General features: G+C 68.5%; 9 protein-coding genes. 7 read left to right on the top strand and 2 right to left on the bottom strand.

Translation table 11 applies throughout. The features are described from left to right. Window positions 1-121: 121 nt before the first annotated feature. Together serB and ctaD are read right to left on the bottom strand one after the other, a co-directional pair. Entirely contained in the window at window positions 122-1,342 is a 1,221-nt protein-coding gene (gene serB, locus ACFWF1_RS15045) for a phosphoserine phosphatase SerB (RefSeq protein ID WP_379287974.1), read from the bottom strand. A 120-nt stretch (window positions 1,343-1,462) separates the two neighbouring features. After that, on the bottom strand, window positions 1,463-3,205 hold the full coding sequence (ctaD, locus tag ACFWF1_RS15040) for a cytochrome c oxidase subunit I (protein WP_379287976.1): 1,743 nt from the start codon (window positions 3,203-3,205) through the stop codon (window positions 1,463-1,465). A 249-nt stretch (window positions 3,206-3,454) separates the two neighbouring features. On the opposite strand from ctaD, the gene ACFWF1_RS15035 reads away from it, so the two are divergent. From ACFWF1_RS15035 to ACFWF1_RS15005, 7 genes are all read left to right on the top strand, one after another. Beyond that, window positions 3,455-4,258: a VOC family protein gene (locus tag ACFWF1_RS15035; protein WP_379287978.1), complete on the top strand. Its 804-nt coding sequence runs from the start codon at window positions 3,455-3,457 to the stop codon at window positions 4,256-4,258. A gap of 179 nt (window positions 4,259-4,437) precedes the next feature. Beyond that, complete coding sequence (locus ACFWF1_RS15030) at window positions 4,438-5,523, top strand: ABC transporter substrate-binding protein (protein ID WP_379287979.1); 1,086 nt, start codon at window positions 4,438-4,440, stop codon at window positions 5,521-5,523. A 151-nt stretch (window positions 5,524-5,674) separates the two neighbouring features. Continuing rightward, on the top strand, window positions 5,675-6,130 hold the full coding sequence (locus ACFWF1_RS15025) for an AMP-binding protein (protein ID WP_379287981.1): 456 nt from the start codon (window positions 5,675-5,677) through the stop codon (window positions 6,128-6,130). 197 nt (window positions 6,131-6,327) lie between these two features. Beyond that, window positions 6,328-19,581 (top strand): amino acid adenylation domain-containing protein, encoded by a 13,254-nt coding sequence (locus ACFWF1_RS15020; protein WP_379287983.1) that lies wholly within the window; start codon window positions 6,328-6,330, stop codon window positions 19,579-19,581. Continuing rightward, a complete protein-coding gene (locus ACFWF1_RS15015; protein ID WP_379287985.1) occupies window positions 19,578-20,579 on the top strand; it encodes an ATP-binding cassette domain-containing protein in 1,002 nt (333 codons plus the stop codon). The genes ACFWF1_RS15020 and ACFWF1_RS15015 overlap by 4 nt, the downstream gene beginning before the upstream one ends. Then, window positions 20,576-21,394 carry an antibiotic transporter gene (locus tag ACFWF1_RS15010; RefSeq protein WP_379287987.1) on the top strand — a complete coding sequence of 273 codons (819 nt, stop codon included), beginning with the start codon at window positions 20,576-20,578 and terminating at the stop codon, window positions 21,392-21,394. Before ACFWF1_RS15015 ends, ACFWF1_RS15010 begins: the two co-directional genes overlap by 4 nt. Next, entirely contained in the window at window positions 21,394-22,212 is an 819-nt protein-coding gene (locus ACFWF1_RS15005) for an ABC transporter permease (protein ID WP_379288209.1), read from the top strand. Before ACFWF1_RS15010 ends, ACFWF1_RS15005 begins: the two co-directional genes overlap by 1 nt. The last annotated feature ends 26 nt before the right edge of the window (window positions 22,213-22,238 follow it).

Raw genomic sequence — 22,238 nt, 5'->3', positions numbered from 1 at the left:
GACGCTAGCGACGAAAATCACTGCACTACTGTCGAATTAGATTAACAACAGCGAAAACTACGGTGCGGCAACGACAACCGAAGTTTGTCTTCGTCTCGAACGGCCCGCGCTACCTGGCCGTTCACTGTTCGAGCGGCACCCGGCGCACGCCGCCGTCCCTGGCGTCGGCCGCCTCCACCTCGTGCCGGGTGACGCCGAGGACGTACAGCACCGCGTCCAGGTAGGGATGCGACAGTGCCGCGTCGGCGATCTCACGGAGCGCGGGCTTGGCGTTGAACGCGACCCCGAGCCCGGCCGCGTTGAGCATGTCGATGTCGTTGGCGCCGTCGCCGACCGCGACCGTCTGCTCCATCGGCACCCCGGCCTCGGCGGCGAACTTACGCAGCGCGGTGGCCTTGGCCGCGCGGTCGACGATCTCGCCGACGACCCGGCCGGTCAGCTTGCCGCCCTTGATCTCCAAGGTGTTGGCCTGTACGAAGTCCAGCTCCAGTTCGTGCGCCAGCGGCTCGATCACCTGACGGAACCCGCCGGACACCACGCCGCAGCGGAAGCCCAGCCGGCGCAGCGTGCGGATGGTGGTGCGCGCGCCGGGCGTCAGCTCGATCCGGTCGGCCACCTCCTCGATCACCGACTCGTCCAAGCCCGCCAGGGTCGCGACCCGCTGCCGCAGCGACTCGCCGAAGTCGATCTCGCCGCGCATGGCGGCCTCGGTGACCTTGCGGACCTGGTCCTCCACGCCCGCGTGCGCGGCCAGCATCTCGATCACCTCGCCCTGGATCAGGGTGGAGTCGACGTCGAACACGATGAGGCGTTTGGCCCGGCGGGCCAGCCCGGCGCGTTCCACCGCGACGTCGACTCGTTCGGCCACCGCCACCTCGGCCAGCGCCGTGCGCAGCCGGTAGTCGGCGCCTGCCCCGGTGTCGGTCGCGGTGACCAGCAGCTCCATCCCGGTGACCGGGTAGTCCGCGATGCCACGAATGGTGTCGATATTGGCGCCGAGGGCCGCCAGCTGCCGCGAGACCGCGCTGAACGCGTGTGCGGTGACCGGGGCGCCCAGGATGACCACCGCGTGGGTGGACATCGGCTCCCGGCCGATCGCCGCGTCGACCTCCACGTCGACGTGCACGCCGACGGTGTTCATCGCTTCTTCGAGCTCTTCCTGCAGCGACTCGGGGTCACCTGGGCAGGTGACCAGCACGCCGAGGGTCAGGCGGCCGCGAATAACGACCTGTTCGATGTCGAGCAGGCTCACGTGGTGCCGGGACATCGCCGCGAGCAGCACGGACGTCACACCGGGACGGTCGGGTCCGGTGACGGTGACGAGAACGGTGGTGTCGGCCAACTGAAGTACTCCAGGATTAGAAGTTGCGCTTGACCTCGTTGTCACGTCGCTCCGGTGCTGCACAAACGAGTGTGCACCTGCTGTGACCAGCAGGTGCACACTCGTTGTCGTAACTAATTCCTACTTGGTCGCCACGGCGCTTTCGTGGACCTCGGTCGAGTGCTTACCCGAACCCCAGCCGACGTGCGCTTCGGCGCGCATCCGCTCGACCATGTGCGGGTAGTGCAGCTCGAACGCCGGACGCTCGGACCGGATCCGCGGCAGCTCGTAGAAGTTGTGCCGCGGCGGCGGGCAGCTGGTGGCCCATTCGAGCGAGTTGCCGTAGCCCCACGGGTCGTCCACGGTGACGACCTCGCCGTACCGGAAGCTCTTGAAGACGTTCCAGATGAACGGCAGCATCGAGGCGCCGAGGATGAACGCACCGATGGTGGAGATGGTGTTCAGCGTGGTGAAGCCGTCGCTGGGCAGGTAGTCGGCGTAACGACGCGGCATGCCCTCGGCACCCAGCCAGTGCTGCACCAGGAACGTGGTGTGGAAGCCGACGAAGGTGGTCCAGAAGTGCCACTTGCCCAGGCGCTCGTCCATCATCCGGCCGGTGATCTTCGGGAACCAGAAGTAGATGCCCGCGAAGGTGGCGAACACGATGGTGCCGAAGAGCACGTAGTGGAAGTGCGCGACCACGAAGTACGAGTCGGTGACGTGGAAGTCCAGCGGCGGGCTGGCCAGGATGACACCCGAGAGACCACCGAAGAGGAAGGTCACCAGGAAGCCGATCGACCACAGCATCGGCGTCTCGAACGTCAACTGCCCGCGCCACATGGTGCCGATCCAGTTGAAGAACTTCACGCCCGTCGGCACCGCGATCAGGAACGTCATGAACGAGAAGTACGGCAGCAGCACGGCACCGGTGGCGTACATGTGGTGCGCCCACACCGCGATGGACAGCGCGGCGATACCGAGCGTCGCGTACACCAGCGTGGTGTAGCCGAAGATCGGCTTGCGCGAGAACACCGGGAAGATTTCGGACACGATGCCGAAGAACGGCAGCGCGATGATGTATACCTCGGGATGCCCGAAGAACCAGAACAGGTGCTGGTAGAGCAGCACGCCGCCGGACGCCGGGTCATAGATGTGGCCACCGAGGTGGCGGTCGTAGGCCAGGCCGAACAGCGCGGCGGTCAGCAGCGGGAAGGCAAGCAGGACAAGCACGCTGGTGACGGCGATGTTCCAGGTGAAGATCGGCAGCCGGAACATGGTCATGCCGGGGGCACGCAGGCAGACGACGGTGGTCAGCATGTTGACGCCACCGAGGATGGTGCCCAGGCCGGAGACGGCGAGGCCGAGGATCCAGAGGTCGGCGCCGACGCCCGGCGAGTGCAGGATGTCGGTCAGCGGGGTGTAGGCGGTCCAGCCGAAGTCGGCCGCGCCGCCCGGGGTGATGAAGCCCGCGGTCGCCATCGTGCCGCCGAACAGGTACAGCCAGTAGCTGAACGCGTTCAGTCGCGGGAAGGCGACGTCAGGGGCGCCGATCTGCAGCGGAAGCACGATGTTCGCGAAGCCGAACACGATCGCGGTCGCGTAGAACAGCAGCATGATCGTGCCGTGCATGGTGAACAGCTGGTTGAACTGCTCGGGCGAGAGGAACTGCAGGCCGGGGCGCGCGAGCTCGGCGCGCATCATCAGCGCCATCAGGCCGCCGACGAGGAAGAAGCTCATCGCGGTCACCAGGTACATGACCCCGAGCACCTTGGGGTCGGTGGTGGTGACCATCTTGTAGAGATACGAACCCTTCGGCCCGGTCCGTGCCGGATACGGCCGAGTCGCTTCCAACTGCTGGACTGGCTGGGGCTCTACCGCAGTCACTGATCCTCCTGAAGGTGCCTTTAGGTTCGCTCCGCAGGCTCCGCTGCTTGCATCCATCCCCATGTCGGAACAGACGACAGTTCGCTTGCGCTTCTGGAATCGTAAACCGTGCTGCCGCAGCAATCCGCACGGGTCCTACTCTGTGTCGTATTTCGTTGATGCGGCCGGACCGACGGCAGCGATGAGTTTCGTTCGCGGCAGGCGTCTGTATTGGTGACCAGTCTTCCACCCCCGCCCAGGAGACCAGCGATGACCGACCAGAACCAGCCCAAGCCCGGCGATCCCTGCTGGGTCGATCTCTACACTTCCGATCTCGACCGCAGCATCGCGTTCTACGGCGAGCTGTTCGGGTGGACCGCCGAGCGTGCCGAGGAGTTCGGCGGCTACGTCACCTTCCGGCAGGACGGTCTCGCGGTCGCGGGCGCCATGGGGCACACCGAAGGTGACGCCGACGCGCCCGAGCAGTGGACCATCTATCTCGCGAGCACCGATATCCAGGCCACTGCGGACAAGGCCGTCGCACAGGGCGGCAGCGTGGTCGTGCCGCCGATGGCGGTCGGCGATCTCGGCAGCATGGCCGTACTCGGCGACGCGGGCGGCGTAGGTGTTGGCGTCTGGCAGGCGGGCACCTTCCCGGGCATCGAGACCACCGCCCTGGTCACCGGCGGAAAATGGGGCGACCACGAGGGCGTGCCGTCCTGGTTCGAGCTGCACACCCGCGCCTACGGCAGCGCGCTCGATTTCTACCGCGACGTGTTCGGCTGGCAGGACCCGTTCACCATCTCGGACGCAGACGAGTTCCGCTACACCACCATTCACTCGGACAGCCCGATGCTGGGTGGTGTCATCGATGCGTCGGCCTTCCTGCCCGCGGGCGTGCCCGGCGCCTGGACCGTCTACTTCGGCGCGAACGATGTGGACAAGACGGTCGCCAAGGTCGTCGAGCTGGGCGGCGCGGTCGTCCGGCCCGCGGCGGACAGCGAATTCGGCAGGCTGGCGACGGTCACCGACGTCACCGGCGCGGAGTTCCGCATCGGCGGGGACAAGGCCTGACCACGCCGGTCCGTGCGGAATTCCCTGTCCGACAGCGGGATTCCGCGCGGTCGAGCCCGGTGTGCAGCGGGGATGCGGCACACCGGGCTCGCGCCGGCACACGCACGCCACCGAATACGGCACACGGTGGCGCTGACCTGTCACCCTCCGGCCGTGGCCACGCATGTACCCTCACCCGCATGCCGCTGAGCGCCTTCGTTCGCACCCGAAACCGCACAGCTTCACCCCGATCCGGCGCCGCCCGCCGGATCGTCGCCGTCGCGGCGTTAGCCGCGACCGTCGTCGCGGCGGGCTGCAGCAGCAAGCCCGACGACGCGAGCAGCATCGTCCGCACCACCACGAACATCGCCGGTGCCGGCGTCATCGGGCTCGAACGCGACACCACCAAGGCCTGTGCCCTGCCGAGCGCGCCTGATCCGGCGAGCGGCAGCACGCGCAGTGTCACCCACGCCGCCGGTGTGTCGGAGGTGCCCGCCGATCCGCACCGCATCGTGGTGCTCACCACCTCGGCGCTGGACGCGGTGTGCGCGGTCGGCCTGTGGGAACGCGTCGTCGGCGCGGTCACCCTCGACGGCCCGGACCCGCAGCCCGCCTATCTCGGCACCGGCGTGCTGAAGATTCCGGGTGTCGGCACCGCCGCGCAGCCGAACCCGGCGCTGATCGCCGACCTGCACCCCGATCTCATCCTCGGCGACATCCCCACCGCCACCGCGAGTTTCGACGCGCTGCGGCAGATCGCGCCCACCGTGCTGGTCGGCGCGAACAACAGCTGGCAGGCCGAATTCACGGCGCTCGCAACGGGATTGGGTCGCCGCGCCGCCGCGGACACCGCGCTGGACAACTACCGCACCGAGGCGACCGACATCGGTAACGCGATCTCGGCCACCCAGACCCAGGCCTCGCTGCTCCGATTCACCGCCGATACCAACGAAGTTCAGGGCAACAACAGCTTCGCGGGCCAGGTCGTCGGCGACGTGGGTGTACAGCGGCCCACCGCCCAGCGCGGCCCCTCCTTCGACGTCAACCCCGACCAGTTCGCCACCAAGGTGGAGGGCGACCTGATCTACGTGATCCTCGCCGGCGAACAGGGCAAGAAGCACGGCGAGTCGGTGATGCGCACCGACGACTGGAAAAACCTCGGCGCCGCGACCGACAAACGCGTCTTCGCCGTCGAGGACACCGTCTGGCACGGCAACGGTCTCGTCGCCGCCCGCGCATTGCTCACCGACCTGAACGGCACCCTCAACGGTTTCGTGACTGATTGATCTAGATCCGCAGTACCCCCTGGGGTGAGGATTTCCCCACCCTGGGAGGGAGCAGCACCAGCGCTTGGGTTGCTGTCGAAGTTCTCTCTCGTAGACGAGATTTAGAGGTACGCAAGACCACCTCTTCACCGCGACTTCGAGGGACACCACAATGCATACGCTGACCGATTCGCTCGCCGACAACCTCCGCCTGCTGCCGCTCGCGCGGCCCGTCGCCGAGGTCGATCCGAACGCGGTCGTGGTGTCCACCGACGACTGCGCCCTCACCTACGCCGAACTCGATCGCTGGTCGAACCGGCTGGCCCGGCTGCTGCTCGGGATCGGCGCGGGCGCGAACACCCGGGTCGCCCTCGCCATCGCCGACGAGATCGAGTCCGTGGTGGCCGAGCGGGCCATCGTCAAGATCGGCGGCACGCCGGTACCCGCCGCCGCGGACGGCACGTTCATGCTCGGCACCACCCTCGGCGTGACCACCAAGGCGCAGCGCGGCGAACTCACCGACGCGATCTCCTGGCTGGTGCTCGACGACCGCAGCACCCTGCAGCGCTACCTCGCGGGCTCGGACGCACCGCTCACCGAGGCCGACCAGCTGCCCATGGCGGCGTGACCGCCGGGCGCACCTGACATTCGGGCGCGCCTCGCGGCATGTTTGCCCCAACATGTCGGCAATCGGCATCGGTGCACACGTCATCGGTTCAGAATGAATCCTGTCGCGAGCTGTGCGGCGGGGTACTACCAAGTACCGCACTGGCCGGCGGCGGGCACTCCGCGGCAGCTGCGGGCGGTAAGAACGTAGGACTATTCATGCAACAGCCTCTCCCCTCGCCCCTCGAGACCGGCGGAGCTCTGCCCGAAGGAGCCTTCCCGCTGTCGGCCGCTCAGCGCGGCATCTGGTTCGCCCAGCACATCGCGGGCGACACTCCTATTTCCATCGCCCAGTACGTCGAGTTGAGCGGACCGATCGACCTGGACGCGCTCGGCAGCGCGGCGCGGCAGGCCGGACGCGAGTTCGGCACCGGGTATCTGCGGCTGCTCGACGTCGACGGCCATCCGTACCAATTCGTGGACACCGGCCTGGACGACAGCCTGCTCACGCTGGATCTGCGCGGTGAACGCGACCCGGAGGCCGCGGCGCACGCGTGGATGCGCGCGGAATACGAGGCGCCGCTGGAGTTGACCAGGGATCGGCTGGTGCGCGTCGCGATGCTGCGGCTCGCCGACGACCGCTGGTACTGGTACTCGCGGATTCATCACATCGTGCTGGACGGCATGGGCGCGCTGACCGTGGTGCAGCGCACCGGTGAGCTCTACAACGCGGCGATCGAAGGCAACGAGCCGCCCGCCGCGAAGGCCGAGGATCTGCGCAAGATCGTCGAAGCCGATCTGGCGTACCGCAATTCGGATCGTTTCGGCGCCGATCGGGAGCATTGGCTCGCTCATCTCGACGGGATGGCCGATCCGGTGAGTCTGGCCGGGCGCACCGCCGAGGTCGACGCGCACCCGAGCCGGGTCGCGGGCGCGTTGCCGCGGGAGACCACGGCGCTGCTCGATACCGTCGCGCAGGCGGCCGGGTCCGGGGTCGCACCGACCGTGGTCGCGGCGTTCGGAGCGTATCTGGCCGCGATGACCGGGGCGCCGGAAGTTGTTCTGAGCCTTCCTGTTTCGGCGCGTACCACGGCGATACTGCGGCGATCCGGTGGAATGATCGCCAATGTCGTGCCGCTGCGGCTGACCCTGACGCCGACGACCACGGTCGGCGACGTGATCCGGGCGGCGCAGGGCGAGCTGACCGGGGCGCTGCGGCGGCAGCGCTATCGCCAGGAGGACATCTTCCGCGATCTCGGCTGGCCGATGGACGAGGCCGCCTCGTTCGGGCCCTCGGTGAACCTGATGATGGTGGACACCAGGATTCAGCTCGGCGCGGTCACCGGACGGCTGCATGTACTGACCTCCGGGTTGATCGATGACCTGTTCGTCAACGTGTATCCGGGCGTCGGCGGCGAGAGCACCCATATCGACTTCCAGGGCAATGGAAACCTGTACAGCGACGCCGAATTGGCGGCACAGCATCGCCGGTTCCTGTTGTTCCTGCACGCTTTTCTCGCCGCCGGAACCGAAGCCGCGCTCTCGACCGTGCCGGTGGTATCCGACGACGAGCACGCCGGGCTGGTGCCTGCTCGTGGGCCCGCGGGTGGCACGCCCCGCACGCTGCCCGAAATCCTCGCGGTCGGTGTGGCTCTCGACCCGGACGCAGTGGCGATCCGTGCCGGGGCGAGCTCGTTCACCTATCGGCAAGTCGATGAGCACACCAACCGGCTGGCCAGGGTGCTCATTGCCGCCGGTGCCGGACCTGAACGCGCCGTGGCTATTTCGATTCCCCGTTCGGCGGAGTCGGTGCTGGCGATGATCGCGGTGGCCAAGACCGGCGCGGCGTTCGTGCCGATCGATCCGACCTACCCGGCCGACCGGATCGAGCACATGGTCGGCGACAGCGGCGTGGTCGCGGGTGTGACCGTCGCAGCTGCCCGGAAGTCGTTGCCGGACAAGGTGAACTGGCTGCTCCTCGACGACCGGGCGACCGCGCGCAGGGTGCGCGAGCAGGATGCGGGGCCCATCGATCGGTCCGCCGCGATGCACCTCGACCAGGTCGCGTACATCATCTACACCTCGGGATCGACCGGATTGCCCAAGGGCGTGCTGGTTTCGCATCGCGGACTGGCGAACCTGGCGACCGGCTCGGCCGCCGGTTTCGGGGTGACCGCCGATTCCGTGGTGGCGCACGCGGTCTCGCCGAGCTTCGACATCTCGGTCGAGGAGATCCTGGTGACCCTGGCCGCCGGTGCCACGCTCGCCGTGGTGCCGCCCGCCGCGTACGCGGGCGAGGAGATGGCGCAGGTGCTGCGCGCCCACCACGTCACCCATCTCAATGTGACACCGACGGTCGTTGGATCACTCGATCCAGCGACGTTGCCCGATCTGCACACCGTGATCGTCGGCGGCGACGCCTGCCCGCCCGAGTTGGTGGCCAAGTGGGCCGGGCGCACCCTGTTGAACGGGTACGGCCCCACCGAAACCACCGTGACCGTGACGCTGAGCGAGGCGCTCGTCCCCGCCGCGCCGGTCACCATCGGCAGCCTGGTGCGTGGCGTCTCCGCAGTGGTGCTCGACCCGTGGCTGCGGCCGGTGCCGCCCGGCACCATCGGTGAGCTGTATCTCGCGGGCGCGGGGCTCGCGCGCGGCTACCACCGGCGCAACGGGCTCACCGCGGGCCGATTCGTCGCCAATCCCTACGAGGCCGGTGCGCGGATGTACCGCACCGGTGACCTGGTGCGCTGGCGCAGCAGCGGCGGTCGTCTCGAGCTGGAGTACCAGGGCCGCAGCGACTTCCAGGTGAAGGTCCGTGGCTTCCGCATCGAGCTCGGTGAGATCGATGCCGCGCTGCAACGGCATCCGGATATCGATTTCGCGATCACCCTCGGCGCCGAGACCGGCGCCGGTGCCACCGCGCTGGTGTCGTATGTGCTGGCGAGGCCCGGTGCCGATGTGCATCCCGAGGCGCTGAAAGCCGCTGCCGGGGAGACACTTCCGGCCTATATGGTGCCCGCGGTGGTGATGGTGCTCGACAATATTCCGCTCACGCCGCTCGGCAAGGTGGACCGTAAGGCGTTGCCGGCGCCGGATTTCGGGTCGCGCACGATCGTCAGCCGCGCGCCGTCCACTCCGCGCGAGGAGGCGCTGGCGGCACTGTTCGCCGAGGTACTCGGGCTGGAGACGGTCGGCGTCGACGAGAGCTTCTTCGCGCTCGGCGGCGACAGCATCGTGTCCATTCAGCTGGTGTCGCGGGCCAAGGCGGCGGGCATCGGGCTCAGCGCGCGGGATGTGTTCGAGCGCAAGACCGTTGCCGCGCTGGCCGCCGTGGCCACCGAGGTGCGGGCCCAGGTGGTGCACGAACTGCCCGGTGGTGGGGTCGGCACGGTCGAGCTCACGCCGATCGTGCATGCCATGCTGGAGCAGGGGGACAGTTGGCCGCGGTTCAGCCAGGCGGTGCTCGTCGGGCTGCCCGTCGGCTTCCAGCGGGGAGCGGTCGTCGCGGCGGTGCAGGCGTTGCTCGACCACCACGATCTGCTGCGTTCCGCGCTGCGACGCGGGGACGACGGCTGGGAGTGGACCGTTGCCGACCGTGGCGCCATCGACGCCGAATCGCTGGTGGAGGCCGTCGCGGCCGGTGCGGACAGCGCGGCGACGCGCGAGCGCGAATTGCAGCGCGCCGCAGACCTGCTCGACCCGGCCGCCGGTGTGGTCGCGCGGTTCGTGCTCATCGAGGAGGCCGAGCCCGTGCTGTGGCTCGTGCTGCATCATCTGGTGACCGACGGTGTTTCCTGGCGCATCCTGCTGCCGGATCTGGCGACCGCCGCCATGGGCGGGGTACTCGCTCCCGTGGGTACCTCGTTCCGGCGCTGGGCACACGGCCAGCCCGAGCAGGCCGGTGCGCGCGCCGCCGAACTGCCGCTCTGGCAGGGCATCCTGGCGACACCCGACCCGGCGCTCGGGGCCGACCTGCCTGATCCGGTGGTCGATGTCGTCGCGACGATGGCACACCACCGGACCGTCATCGATCCGGCGATCGCGCAGACGGTGCTCAGCACCGCGCCTGATCGATTCCATTGCGGCGCGGACGATGTGCTGCTTGCCGCCCTCGCGATGGCGGTCGGCCGGTGGCGCGGGCGCACCGCGACACTGTTCACCCTGGAGGGCCACGGACGCGCGGAAGAGATACTGCCCGGCGCGGATGTCGCGCGCACCGTGGGCTGGTTCACCAGCGTGTACCCGGTGGCGGTCGATCTGGCGGGTATCGATCTCACCGACGCGTTCGCCGGTGGTGCCGCGGCGGGTGCCGCGATCAAGACGACCAAGGAACAGCTGCGCACGGTGCCGGACAAGGGCATCGGCTTCGGCATGCTGCGCTACCTCACTGCCGAATCCGCTGCGGCACTGGCCGATAGCCCCATCCCCCAGATCAGCTTCAACTATCTGGGCCGGGCGAACACCGGCTCGGAAACGGGACCCTGGCTGCCGCAACGCTTTGCGGCCACCCAGGACGATCGTGCCCCGCTGGCCGCGGTCGTCGACATCAACGCGGTGCTCACCGACACCGGCCTGGAAGTGACCTGGGCCTATGCCTCTCGACTGCTCGATGCGAACGACGTCGCCCAGCTCGCCGAGCTTTGGGCCGAGGCGCTGCGGGCCCTCGCCGCGCACGCGGCGGCCACCGGCTCGGGCGGGCGCACGCCGTCGGACTTCGACCTGGTCTCGGTGACGCAGCGGCAGATCGACAGGTGGGAATGCGATTACGCGAACCTCGCCGACGTGTGGCCGCTCTCGCCGCTGCAGTACGGCCTGCTCTTCCACGCGCTGTACGACTCCGACACCGCCGACGGCTACACCGTCCAATCGCTGCTCACGCTAGCGGGCACCGTCGACGCGACCCGACTGCGCACCGCCGCACAGGCTTTGGTGGCCCGGCACGAGAACCTACGGGTCGCCTACGTAGAAACCGACGACGGTCCCCGCCAGCTGGTGCTGGCCGACGCCGAAATCCAATGGCAAGACGTCGATCTGACCGATATCGCCGATCCCGACGCGCGGCAGCGGGAACTGAACCGGGTGATCGCGGTGGACGCCCGCACCCGATTCGAGCTGACCCGGCCGCCGCTGGTGCGGTTCACCCTGATCCGGACGGCCGCCGACGGATACCGGTTCGTCCTCACCAATCACCATCTGGTGCTGGACGGTTGGTCGACGCCGCTGCTGGTGCGCGAGCTGCTCGCCCTCTACGTCACCTCGGGCGACGCGTCCGCGCTGCCGCCCGCGCACTCCTATCGCGAGTTCCTGTCGTGGTTGGCCGACCGGGACGACGCCGAATCGATTGCCGCATGGGCGGAGTCACTGGCCGGGATCGACACCCCGACCCGCGCGGTGCCCACCCTCGCCGGTATCGAGTCGACCGAGACCGGGATGGTGTCCACCGACCTGTCCGCCGACACCGTCGCCCGGCTGGAATCGACCGCCCGCGAATCGGGTGCCACGGTCAACACCCTCGTGCAGGCGAGCTGGGCGATGCTGCTCGCCATGCTCACCGGCCGTACCGATGTGGTGTTCGGCGGCACGGTCTCCGGCCGGCCGCCGGAGCTGGCCGGTGTCGAGGAGATGGTCGGCCTGTTCATCAATACGCTGCCGGTGCGGGTGCGGCTCGACCCGGCGGAGAAGGTGGTCGATCTGCTCGCCCGCCTGCAGGCCGAGCAGGCCAGGCTGATGGATCACCAGCACGTCGGGCTGGCCGCGATCCACCAGGCCGTCGGGCTCGCCGAATTGTTCGACACCCTCACCGTTTTCGAGTCCTATCCGATCGACCGCGAAGCCCTCTCGCAGGCGTTGGACATCGCGGGCATGCGGGTGCTCGATGTCGAAGGCACCGACGCGACGCCATATCCGTTGAACCTCATGGTCATTCCGCTGCGCGGCACCGACGGCCACGACACCCTGCGGGTCAGCCTGAAATTCATGGCCGATCAGCTCGATCCCGCTGCGGCACAGCCACTGCTGGATCGTTTCGTCGGGTTGCTCACCCAGCTGGCCGACAATCCGCGCGCCCTCGTCTCGCACCTGCAGTACTGCGGCGACGCCGAACGTGCCGCGCTGCTGCCCGTCCGGGGTCCGGAGTCGCTGCCGGTGCGCACGCTGCCGGAAATCCTGGCGGCCGGTGCCGCGATCGACAGCGACGCCATCGCGGTGAGCGTTGGCGAACTCACCATGTCCTACGGCGAACTCGACGCCTGGTCGAACCGCTTCGCGCGGTTGCTGCTGCGCCGCGGCGTCGGGCGTGAGGTGTTCGTTGTACTCGCCCTCACCCGGTCGCTGGAATCGGTGGTCGCGGTGTGGGCACTGGCCAAGTCGGGCGCGGCGTTCGCGCCGCTGGACCCCAACTATCCGGTCGAGCGGATCGAGCACATGCTCACCGACTCGAAGGCGCCGATCGGCGTGACGGTCACCGCGACCGGCGAGACGCTGCCCGGCAGCATCGACTGGCTGCTGCTCGACGACCTGAACACCATCCGCCGCGTCATGACCGTCTCCGCCGACCCCATCACCGACGAGGAGCGCGGCGGTCCGATCGATATCGACCAGACCGCGTACCTGATCTACACCTCGGGTTCCACCGGCAAGCCGAAGGCCGTGCTGCTCAGTCATCGCGGTATCGCGAATCTGGTCTCCACCCAACGCGATTCGCTCGATCTCGATCCGACGGCCAGTGCGCTGCAGGTGGCGTCGCCGAGCTTCGACGCCTCCGTGTTCGAGTTGCTGACCGCGCACGGCGCGGGCGGGCGGCTGGTGGTCTCGCCGCCGGATGTCTACGGCGGCGCGGAACTCGAACGACTGTTGCGCACCGAGCGGGTGACGCACGCGGTGATCACACCGTCCGCGCTGGCCACCATGGAGCCGACCGATCTCGACCACCTGCGGGTGCTGTCGGTGGCCGGCGAGGCGGCGACGCCGGAGCTGATCGAACGCTGGTCCGTCGGCCGGCGGATGGTGAACCTCTACGGCCCGACGGAGTTCAGCATTTGGGCCACCGGACCGGCGGAACTGGTTGCGGGCGAACCGATCACGATCGGCGGGCCGATCCGTGGCGCGGCGAACATGGTGCTCGACACCTGGTTGCGGCCGGTGCCCGTCGGTATCGCGGGTGAGCTGTATCTGGCGGGGCCTGCGCTGGCGCGTGGCTATTTCAACCGTTTCGAGATGACGGCGAGCCGGTTCGTCGCCGACCCGTTCGGCGCGCCGGGCGAGCGGATGTACCGGACCGGCGACATGGTGCGCTGGGTCGCCGGTCACGACGGCTATGAGCTGGAGTACCTGGGGCGCAGTGACTTCCAGGTCAAAATTCGTGGCCTGCGCATCGAGCTCGGCGAAATCGATGCGGTGCTGTCGCGCGACGAGCAGGTCGAGTACGCGGTGACGATCGGCCGGGCCGGGCCCGCCGGTGCGACGGTGCTGGTGTCGTATGTGCTGCCCGCCGAGGGCGTCGAGCTGGATACCGAGCGGCTGCGCGTGCGGATCGCCGGTGAGCTGCCCGGATACATGGTGCCCGGCTATCTCGTTGTGCTCGACTCGATTCCGTTGACGCCGGTCGGCAAGCTGGACCGCAAAGCCCTGCCGGTGCCGGACTTCTCGGACACCAATCGGCCCTACCTCGCGCCGCGTACGCCGGTCGAGCAGGCCGTTGCCGAGGTGTTCGGTGAGGTGCTCGGTAGCGAACAGGTGAGCGTCGACCAGTCGTTCTTCGAGCTGGGCGGCAACTCGCTCAGCGCGACAAAGGTTGTCGCGCGGGTCAATTCGGCGCTCGGCTCGACCATCGCGCTGCGGGATCTGTTCGACGCCCCCACCGTCGCGCAGCTGTCCGGGCGGGTGGTCCCGAGCGGCGGCCGCCTCGCGCTCGCCCCGCGGATCCGGCCGGACCGTATCCCGTTGTCGCCTGCGCAGCAGCGCATGTGGGTGCTGAATCGGCTCGATCCCGCCTCGCCCGCGTACAACATCGCGGTCGCCTTGCGTTTGACCGGCGAACTCGACGTCGACGCCATGCGCCTGGCCTTGACCGACATCATCGAGCGGCACGAAAGCCTGCGCACGATCTACCCCGCCGACGCCGAAGGCCCACGTCAGGTGATCATGGGCACCGAGCCGGCCGCACCCGCACTGACCGTGGTCGGCACCGAAGATGGTGCGCCCCTGCGGGATCGGATCAATGCGTTGGCGGGCAGCGGATTCGACATCGCCAAGGAGCCGCCGCTGCGTGTCGGCTTGTTCCGCGTCGCCGCGAGTCCGGGGGCAACGGACCGGGCCGAGGTCGGCGGCACTCCGGTATCCGCCGAAACCGGCTCGGTGCACGTTGTCGTGTTGGTGGTGCACCACATCAGCGCGGACGGCGCCTCGATGGCACCGCTGGCCGCCGACTTGGTCGCCGCGTACTCCGAGCGATCCTCCGGTGCGGAGACGACCAGGGTTCCGCTTGCCGTGCAGTACGCCGATTTCGCGCTGTGGCATCGCGAGGTGCTCGGCAGCGAGGCCGATCCGGAATCGCTGGCGGCGCGCCAAGTTCGGTTCTGGACCGACACCCTGGCCGGGGCCCCTGATGTACTGGAGCTGCCCGCGGACCGGCCGCGGCCCGCCGTGCAGACGATGCGCAGCGCCGATGTCGAGTTCGCCGTCGATGCCGAACTGCACAGCGCGCTGGTGGCATTCGCCGGAGCGCACAACGTCAGCGTGTTCATGGTCGTGCACGCGACCCTCGCGGTGCTGCTGGCCCGGCTCGGCGGCACCGACGACGTGGTCGTCGGGACGCCCGTGGCCGGGCGCGGCGAGGAAGCCCTGGACGAGCTGGTCGGCATGTTCGTCAACACGCTCGCGTTGCGCACCGCCGTCGATCCCGGTGCCGGGTTCCTCGACTTCCTCACCGCAGTCCGCTCGGCCGATCTCGACGCGTTCGGGAACGCCGACGTGGCCTTCGAACGACTGGTGCAGGCGTTGAATCCGGCCCGGTCGACGGCGCATCATCCGCTGTTCCAGGTGTCGCTGTCGCTGCAGAACTTCATCGAGCCGAAGCTCGAGCTGCCCGGCCTGCGGTTCGAGGTGGAGGACTTCGACCGGCGCGCTTCGCAATTCGATCTGACCCTGGATCTGCGGGAACGTTTCGACGCGACGGGTCCGGCCGGGCTGGCCGGTGTGCTGACCTACGCGACCGACCTGTTCGACGAGACAACGGTGGCGTCGTTCGCCACGCGCTGGCGGCGCGTGCTCGCGACCGTCATGGCCGAGCCGAACGTGCGGGTCGCCGATATCGACATCCTCGACGACGGCGAGCGCGCGACGCTGGTGCCGGTGCGTGGCCTCGACAGCGTGGGAACGACAACACTTCCCGAGCTGCTCGCCGCGACCGTGGCACGGTATCCGAATCGGCCCGCCGTGGTCGCCGCCGGCGACACGACCACCTACCGGGAACTCGACGCGCACGCCAATCGGCTGGCGCGGCTCCTGCTGGAGGCGGGAGCGGGCCCGGAAACCGTGGTCGCCCTCGGCCTGCCACGCTCGCCGGACCTGCTCACCGGCATGTGGGCGGCGGCGAAGATCGGCGCGGCCTTCCTGCCGGTCGATCCGAAGCACCCGATCGAGCGGATCGATCACATGCTCACCGATTCCGGTGCGCGCGTGGGCCTCACGCTGGTCGCCTACCGATCGATGCTGCCGGACAGCACCCAGTGGCTGGTGCTCGATGATCTGGGCCTGGTGGAACGCTGGTCTGCCGCCAGCCCACATCCACTGCGGGACAGCGAGTTGCCGCGACCGGTCCGGTTGGACAACCCCGCCTGGCTGATCTACACCTCCGGGTCGACGGGCACACCGAAGGGTGTCTCGGTCTCGCATCGCGGTGTCGCGGACTTCGTTGCCGCGCAACGTGACCTGCTCGACCTGGATTCGAGCTCGCGGGTGCTGCACGTCGCCTCACCGAGTTTCGACGCCTCGATCCTGGAGGCGCTGATGGCGTTCGGGTGGGGCGGCGCCTCGGTGGTCGCGCCCGCGGAGGTCTTCGGTGGTAGCGCGCTCGCCGAGCTGATCGACTCGGAGCAGGTCACGCACGTGATGATCACCCCGTCCGCGCTGGCCACCATCGATCCCGCCGAGGTTTCGGGCGTGCGGGTGCTCGCGGTGGGTGGCGAGGCGGTGGGTGCCGAACTCATCGAGCGGTGGATCGGCTCCGACGCGGTGGATCAGCGCGGTCGCGGCGATGCGGCGCGGCGGCGCGGTGCGCGGAACCGGCGGATGGTGAATCTGTACGGGCCGACCGAGTTCACCGTTGTAGCAACGGGTTCCGAACTGGCTACCGGCGCTGCGGTCTCACTCGGCCCGCCCATTCGCGGTGCGTCCGCCATGGTGCTCGACGGTCGGCTGCATCCGGTTCCGATCGGCGTCGCCGGTGAGCTCTATCTCGCAGGGCCCGCACTGGCGCGCGGTTACCACGCCAGGCATGGGCTGACGGCAGGCCGCTTCGTCGCGAATCCCTATGGGGCGCCGGGCGAACGGATGTATCGCACGGGCGACCTGGTGCACTGGACGCACGATTCGCCAGAGCACGCGCTGACACTGGAGTACTTGGGCCGCACCGATTTCCAGGTCAAGGTGCGCGGGCAGCGGATCGAGCTGGGCGAGATCGACGCCGTGCTCGGCCGGATCGACGGCGTCGACTTCGCCCTCACACTCGGTGTCAAGAGCCCCGCAGGCTCGACCGCATTGGCGGCCTATCTGGTGCGTAAACCGAACGTAGCGCTCGACATAGCTCGGGTGCGCGCCATCGCGGCGGACACGTTGCCCGGCTATATGGTCCCGTCCGCCTTCGTCGTCCTGGACGAGATCCCGCTCACCGCGGTCGGCAAGCTCGATCGAAAAGCCTTGCCCGCGCCGCAATTCGGTGCGGAGGATACCGAGTATCTGGCGCCCCGGACACCGACGGAGCAAGCGCTGGCGCAGATCGTCGCCGAGTTGCTCGGTCGCGACAAGGTAGGTGTCGACGATTCGTTCTTCGAGCTCGGCGGCGACAGTATCCTCGCCATCCAGCTGGTGTCGCGGGCAAAACAGCGGGGCATCGTCTGCACACCGCTGCAGGTGTTCGAGCACCGCACGGTAGCGGCGCTGGCCGCAGCGGTGGACACCGGCAGTGCCGTGGTGACCCTGGCCGAGCTGCCCGGCGGCGGCATCGGCGAGGTGCCGCTCACGCCGATGATGCGGTACCTGATCGAGCGAGGAGGGCAGCTCCGTTCGGCTCGGACGGCAGTGCTCGAGCTTCCGGTCGGCATCGAGCGGGCACAGCTGGTGGCCACGCTCGCGGCGGCCGTCGACCGGCACGACATCCTGCGTGCGCGGCTGGCGAACGAGGTGGACGGCTGGCACCTGGTGGTAGGCGCGCCCGGCTCGGTCGATGTCGACGCACTGGTGCGACGCGTCGAGTTCGACAGGGCCGCCGATTCGATCGATCTGCGCGAATACGTTGCCGCGGAACTGAATTCCGGGTCGAATCGACTGGATCCGGCGAACGGCATTGTGCTGCGGTTCCTCTGGCTCGATCCGGTCGGCGACGCGGGGACGCGGACCAGGGCCGGTCGGCTCATCGTGCTGGTGCACCGCCTGCTGATCGACGATGCCTCGTGGGGCATTCTGCTGCCGGACCTGATGGCCGCCTGGGCGCAGGTGTCGGTCGGCAACGCCCCGGTGCTCGCCGAGACCGGCACCTCGATGCGGCGGTGGGCGCACGCCCTCGTGGACGAAGCTCGCTCGGCCGAGCGAGTTTTCGAGCTCGGGCATTGGCAGGGCGTGCTCGCGGGCGCGGACCCGCTGCTCGGTTCCCGCGCGCTGGACTCGACCGTGGATCAGGCACACACACTGCGCACCGTGCGATGCGAGGTGTCGCCGGAGGTCACCACCGCGGTGCTCACCACGTTGCCCACCCAGTTCGCGGGCACCGCCGGCGACACTCTGCTCGCCGCGCTCGCGCTGTCGCTGATGCGCTGGCGTGCCCGACGATCCGGGGAGACCGGGACCGGCATCATGATCCGGGTCGAGGGTGACGGCAGGGTGCTCCCCGGTGCGGCGCTTTCTCGCACGATCGGCTCGTTCAGCACCGGCTACCCGGTGCGGCTCGAGCTGGACGGCGTCGACGTCGACGACGCGTTCGCGGGCGGGCCGGCGCTGGGTGCGGCGATCCGCGCGGTGAAGCATCAGCTGAAGTCGGTGCCGGACAACGGAATCGGGTTCGGACTGCTGCGCTATCTCAATCCCGACACGGCACCGCAACTGGGCGGGGCCAACTCGGGCCAGGTCAGCTTCAGCTATCACGGCCGCAGCACTGCGGGCGACGTCCCGGCCGGGCTGGACGGCCTCGGCTGGACGCCGACCGACGAGTTCGGTGATCTGCCCACCGGCGAAGATCCGCGGGCGCCCGCGCAGTCGGTGCTCGAGGTGAACGCGATGGTGGCCGGTGATCGACTGCGGGCGGACTTCACCTACCCGAAGACCCTGCTGGACCGTGGTGAGGTCGCCGAGCTGGCGGGCCTGTGGGTCGACGCGCTCCGTGCGGCGGCCGCGTTCACCGAAACCCCGGCAGCGCAGGCCGCCGCGGCCGAGGAGGCAGCGGCCGTCGCGGCCGGTCAATCGGCCCTGGAAGCCACCCTCGGGCTGGACGTGGTGTTGCCGATCCGGACGCAGGGCACCGAGCCCGCGTTGTTCTGCATCCACCCGTCCTCCGGAATCTCCTGGAGCTACCTGGGATTCGCGCAGGCGCTGCGCCCGGGCCGCCCGATCTACGCGTTGCAGGCACCTGATCTCAGCGGCAACGAACCGACCCTGCGCTCGATCGAGGAGTTCGCCGCCCGGTACGTGCGCGAGATCCGCGCCATCCAGCCGTCCGGCCCGTACCACCTGCTCGGCTGGTCGTTCGGCGGGCTGATCGCGCACGCGATGGCGGCCCTGCTGCAGGAAACCGGTGACCGGGTCGGGCTGCTCGCGCTGCTGGATTCCGATACCGCCGACGTCGACGGTGACGCCGTCGAGCAGCTCACGGCGGGGGCCTTCGTGAACAGTTTCGGCGCCATCTTCGGGATCCATGATGTGCCCGCCGAGGCCACCGCGAGCGAGGCGGCCGACCTCATCCGCGACCGGCTCGGCGGCGTGACGGTCGTCGACGCGGACATGATCGAGCGGCTGGCCGAGTCGTACAACGCGGCGGCGCGCGCCCGAGCGGGCTATCAGCGGCCGGTATTCGACGGTGATGTGCTGTATTTCAGCGCGACCGTGGACAGCTCCGACGTCGTCGGCCCGGACGGCTGGCGGCCGTACGCGACCGGGGACGTCATCAACTACGACATCGACGTCACCCACAACGAGCTGACCGCACCGCACGTGCTGCCGGTCATCGCGCGCGTACTCGACGAACATTTGAAGGGACAGGCATGAATTCCGATCAGGGCGTAGTCGTCGAGGGAGTCGAGAAATCCTTCGGCACCGTAAAGGCATTGCGCGGCGTCGATTTCGCGGCGGCGCCGGGTGAGATCCTCGGCATCCTCGGCCCGAACGGCGCGGGCAAGACCACCATGGTGAACATCCTCTCGACGCTCATCGCGCCGGACCGGGGACGGGCGCTGGTCGCCGGGCACGATGTCGTCGCCGATCCGGCGTCGGTGCGCCGCTCCATCATGCTGACCGGGCAGTATGCCGCGCTCGACGACATGCTCAGCGGTTACGAGAATCTCGTGATGTTCGGCAGGCTGATGGGGCTGCGCAAGCGGGCCGCCCGGGCTCGCGCGGACGAGCTGATCACCGAGTTCGATCTGGTCGGCGCGGCGGGCCGCCGGGTCGGCACCTATTCGGGAGGTATGCGGCGACGCATCGACATCGCCTGTGGTCTCGTGGTCCGACCGGATGTGGTGTTCCTCGACGAACCGACGACCGGGCTGGATCCGCGCAGCAGGCAAGGGGTTTGGGACCTGGTGCGCAGCTTCAAGAAGGCGGGCATCACCACGTTGCTCACCACCCAGTATCTGGAAGAGGCCGACGCGCTGAGTGATCGGATCATCGTGATCGATCACGGCGTGGTGATCGCCCAGGGCACCGCGGACGAACTGAAGTCGCGGACCGGTGGCAGTTATTGCGAAGTGGTGCCGCTGGATCTGAAGGATCTGTCCGTCATCGCCGAGGCGCTCGGAACGTTGCTGCCGGAAGACAATCGGGCCGCGATGACACCTGACTCGGACCGCATCACCATCCCCGCGCCGGACGGCGCGAAAACGCTCGCGGAGGCATTGCGGCGGTTGGACGGGGCGGAGGTGGAACTGGTCGACATCGCGCTGCGCAGGCCGTCACTCGATGATGTGTTCCTCCAGTTGACCGGGCACCTTGCGTCCACCGACGGCCAGGCCGACGCGAAAGCTGTTGAAGTGGAGGCTGTCTCGTGACCGCCGGTACCTGGCTGGCCGATGTCAGAGCGACGCCGGATCGCGCGCGGCAGTGGTGGGTGCTCACGACGCGGCTGATCGTTCCCTCGGTCAAGACCGGTGAGGTGTTGACCTCGCTCTTGGCGCCAGCGACCTTCACGGCGGGGTTCTACATTCCGCTGAAGACGGTGATGACGTTCGCGGGCACCGGATTCAGCAGCTATGCGCAGTTCATGATGCCGCTCGTCGTGCTACAGGCCGCCGCGTTCACCGCCATCTCGGCGGCTTTCCGATCGGCCACCGACTCGGTCGCCGGTCTCAATCGGCGATTCGGGTCGATGCCGGTCGGGCGGCTGGTGCCCGCCGCGGCACGGATGTCCGGCAACATCTTCCGGCTAACGCTCTCCCTGTGTGCTGCTATCGCCTGTGGCTATGTGATCGGGTTCCGGTTCTATCTGGATACCGCGCACACCATCGGCTTCCTCCTGTTGTCGATGCTTATCGGGACCGCATTGACGCTCGGAGCTGACGTGATCGGTACGGTGTCACGCAGCCCGGAAGCGGTCACCCAGGCACTTGTGCTGCCGCCCTTGATCTTCGGCATGCTGTCGGCGGGCCTTGCTCCGGCGCACCAGTTTCCGGCATGGGTGCAGCCGTTCGTGCGCAATCAGCCGGTGTCGCAGTTCGTGCTCGCGCTGCGCGCATTGGCAGGCGACACGTTGGGGAACGCGGGCCAGGTGACGTGGGCGCTGATGGGACCGTCGCTGGCCTGGACGGCCGCGATTCTCATCCTGTGTATTCCGCTGACCATCCGGCTGAGCTCGGGGAGGGCATGATGGCACTACTCGCCGATCGCACCGAAGAGGTTCGCATCCAATCCGAGGTGTCGTCCGCATCGCTGGTGCGGCACACCATGATTCAGACGCAACGCCTGTTGCTTCGCTGGGTGCGCAACCCGATCACTCTGCTGGAAGCCCTGATCATCCCCTGCCTGCTGCTGATCATGCTGGAAACAGTTGTCGGCGGCCAGATTCGGAAGTTCACCGGCGACAGCGCCCTCTACGGTTCCGTCCCGATGGTCACCATCACCGGCGCCGTCTCCGGCGCCGTCGCCTGCGGTGTCCTACTCGGACGTGAACGCGAAGCAGGCCTACTCGCCCGCTTCTGGGTACTCCCCGTACACCGCGCCTCCGGTCTCGCCTCCCGCATCCTCGCCGAAGGTTGCCGCATCTTCGTAGGCACCCTGGCCATCATCGTCGTCGGCTACCTACTCGGCTTCCGCTTCCACCAAGGCTTCCTCCCCACCCTCGTATTCCTCACCATCCCGGTACTTTTCGGCCTGGCCTTCGCCACCGTCGTCACCTCGATAGCCGTCTTCACCGCCAAAGCCGCCCTGGTAGAGGGCATCACCATCCTCACCTCCCTGATGATGTTCTTCAGCACCGGTTTCGTGCCTTTGGCCGCCTACCCGCGGTGGATCCAACCGGTAGTACGCAACCAGCCCATGTCGGTCGCCGTGGACGCCATGAAAGCCCTTGCCCTCGAAGGCCCCTTGGCCCGCCCCCTGACCCTCACCCTCATCTGGTGCCTCGGCGCGATCATCCTCTTCGCGATCCCCGCCACCATCGGCTACCGCCGCGCCAGCAGGCGATAACAGCCGAACCCGTCTGTTCAGGGTGA

The sequence above is a fragment of the Nocardia sp. NPDC060255 genome (genome assembly GCF_042727395.1).
Lineage (GTDB): Bacteria > Actinomycetota > Actinomycetes > Mycobacteriales > Mycobacteriaceae > Nocardia.
This window is presented reverse-complemented; position numbering and strand designations above follow the sequence as displayed.